This window comes from Nocardioides sp. Z38_18 (assembly GCF_058215695.1).
The window spans coordinates 1-3,387 of sequence record NZ_JBZAJE010000004.1 but is presented as its reverse complement, the minus strand read 5'-3'; the positions used below and the strand labels follow the sequence as shown (position 1 = coordinate 3,387).

1 rRNA gene is annotated in these 3,387 nt (G+C 54.5%); it reads right to left on the bottom strand.

The annotated features are described in order from the left end of the window. Positions 1-51: 51 nt before the first annotated feature. Positions 52-3,155: ribosomal RNA gene (locus tag AC4BGC_RS21545) — 23S ribosomal RNA — on the bottom strand. Between the last annotated feature and the right edge of the window lie 232 nt (positions 3,156-3,387).

Below are 3,387 nucleotides of genomic sequence, written 5' to 3'. Positions count from 1 at the left end.
AGGCTCCCGACCGTAACTCGGGAACCACACAGTGGACGCGCAACATCTTTGAGGGACAAGCCCTCGGCCTATTAGTACCGGTCGGCTAGGGATTACTCCTGTACACCTCCGGCCTATCAACCCAGTCGTCTACTGGGGGCCTTACCCGGTTAACCCGGTGGGAAACCTCATCTTGAAACGTGCTTCCCGCTTAGATGCTTTCAGCGGTTATCACTTCCGAACGTAGCTAACCAGCCGTGCTCCTGGCGGAACAACTGGCACACCAGAGGTTCGTCCATCCCGGTCCTCTCGTACTAGGGACAGCCTTTCTCAAGTTTCCTGCGCGCGCGGCGGATAGGGACCGAACTGTCTCACGACGTTCTAAACCCAGCTCGCGTGCCGCTTTAATGGGCGAACAGCCCAACCCTTGGGACCTACTCCAGCCCCAGGATGCGACGAGCCGACATCGAGGTGCCAAACCATCCCGTCGATATGGACTCTTGGGGAAGATCAGCCTGTTATCCCCGGGGTACCTTTTATCCGTTGAGCGACGCCGCTTCCACATGCCAGCGCCGGATCACTAGTTCCGACTTTCGTCCCTGCTCGAGATGTCACTCTCACAGTCAAGCTCCCTTGTGCACTTACACTCGAAACCTGATTGCCAACCAGGCTGAGGGAACCTTTGAGCGCCTCCGTTACATTTTAGGAGGCAACCGCCCCAGTTAAACTACCCATCAGGCACTGTCCCTGATCCAGATAATGGACCTAGGTTAGATGTCTAATACGACCAGAGTGGTATTTCAACGATGACTCCACCTGAACTGGCGTCCAAGCTTCAAAGTCTCCCACCTATCCTACACAAGTCGAACCAAACACCAATACCAAACTATAGTAAAGGTCCCGGGGTCTTTCCGTCCTGCCGCGCGTAACGAGCATCTTTACTCGTAGTGCAATTTCGCCGAGTCCACGGTTGAGACAGCGCCCAAGTCGTTACTCCATTCGTGCAGGTCGGAACTTACCCGACAAGGAATTTCGCTACCTTAGGATGGTTATAGTTACCACCGCCGTTTACTGGGGCTTAAGTTCTCCGCTTCGCTAACAAGTTAGCTAACAGGTCCCCTTAACCTTCCAGCACCGGGCAGGAGTCAGTCCGTATACATCGTCTTACGACTTCGCACGGACCTGTGTTTTTAGTAAACAGTCGCTTGGGCCTGGTCTCTGCGGCCATCAACGCTTCACAGAGCAAGTCTGCTAACGCATCCGGCCCCCCTTCTCCCGAAGTTACGGGGGCATTTTGCCGAGTTCCTTAACCGTGGTTCACTCGATCGCCTTAGTATTCTCTACCTGATCACCTGAGTCGGTTTGGGGTACGGGCGGCGCATAGCTCGCTAGAGGTTTTTCTCGACAGCATAGGATCATCCACTTCGTCCATACGGACTCCCCATCAGGTCTCAGACACATGCGAGGCGGATTTGCCTACCTCGCGTCCTACACCCTTAGCCGTGGTCTACCATCGCCACGGTTGGACTACCTTCCTGCGTCACCCCATCGCTTGACTACTACCGGTTCGGGTCATGCGCTCTGCTCATCACGTCCCGAAGGATCAGATGAGTTTCGGGCACTTAGCATCACCGGGTTCGTCATGGGCGCTATTTTGCCGGTACGGGAATATCAACCCGTTGTCCATCGACTACGCCTGTCGGCCTCGCCTTAGGTCCCGACTTACCCAGGGCAGATTAGCTTGACCCTGGAACCCTTGATCATTCGGCGGAAGAGTTTCTCACTCTTCATTCGCTACTCATGCCTGCATTCTCACTCGTGTGGCGTCCACAACTGGTTCACACCGCTGCTTCACCCGCCACACGACGCTCCCCTACCCATCCATGCACCTGGACCACGAAGGCCTAGCTTTACGCATGAATGCCATAGCTTCGGTGGATAACTTGAGCCCCGCTACATTGTCGGCGCGGAATCACTTGACCAGTGAGCTATTACGCACTCTTTCAAGGATGGCTGCTTCTAAGCCAACCTCCTGGTTGTCTCTGCGACTCCACATCCTTTTCCACTTAGTTATCGCTTAGGGACCTTAGCTGATGGTCTGGGCTGTTTCCCTCTCGACAATGGAGCTTATCCCCCACTGTCTCACTGCCGCGCTCTCACTTACCGGCATTCGGAGTTTGGTTAATTTCGGTAAGCTTTTGGGCCCCCTAGACTATCCAGTGCTCTACCTCCGGCAAGAAACACGCGACGCTGCACCTAAATGCATTTCGGGGAGAACCAGCTATCACGAAGTTTGATTGGCCTTTCACCCCTATCCACAGGTCATCCCCTCAGTTTTCAACCTAAGTGGGTTCGGTCCTCCACGCGGTCTTACCCGCGCTTCAACCTGCCCATGGATAGATCACTTCGCTTCGGGTCTTGGTCGTGCCACTCAAACGCCCTATTAGGACTCGCTTTCGCTACGGCTTCCCCACACGGGTTAACCTCGCGACACAACGCAAACTCGCAGGCTCATTCTTCAAAAGGCACGCTGTCACAAGACCAAAGGTCTCGCTCCAACGGATTGTAGGCACATGGTTTCAGGTACTATTTCACTCCCCGCCAGGGGTACTTTTCACCTTTCCCTCACGGTACTTGTCCGCTATCGGTCACCAAGGAGTATTTAGGCTTAACGGGTGGTCCCGCCAGATTCACACGGAATTTCAGGGGTTCCGTGTTACTTGGGGTGACGCTTCAGAGCCATCGTCTTACGTATACGGGGGTATCACCCTCTATGCCGGGACTTTCCAGTCCGCTTCGACTTCAACGATGGTTTCTTACTCTGTGTCAGTTCGGCAGAACCAACAAAGCGGCCCCACAACCCTCAACTAGCAACGCCTGCCGGCTATCACACTAGTTAAGTTTGGCCTCATCCGATTTCGCTCGCCACTACTCTCGGAATCACTTTTGTTTTCTCTTCCTGTGGGTACTGAGATGTTTCACTTCCCCACGTTCCCTCCAAACACCCTATATATTCAGGTGCAGGTAACTGGACATGACTCCAGCTGGGTTTCCCCATTCGGAAATCCCCGGATCAACGCTTGGTTGCCAACTTCCCGGGGCTTATCGCAGGCTCCTACGTCCTTCATCGGCTCTTGGTGCCAAGGCATCCACCATGTGCCCTTAGTAGCTTGTCTTGCTACAAAGATGCTCGCGTCCACTGTGTAGTTCTCAAATTACGGGCGGTACCAACACCATCACCCCCGCTTACCAGCCAAACATCCTCACAGATGCGGCCCGGCAGTTCGGAGAAGTGCGGCCCAAAAGAAACCGAGATAAACTCGATCCCTCAGGACCCAACAGTGTGCCTGGAAAACTCCCCCACTCAACCTTCGACTTTCCACACTCACCGAACCCACAAGTGGACCC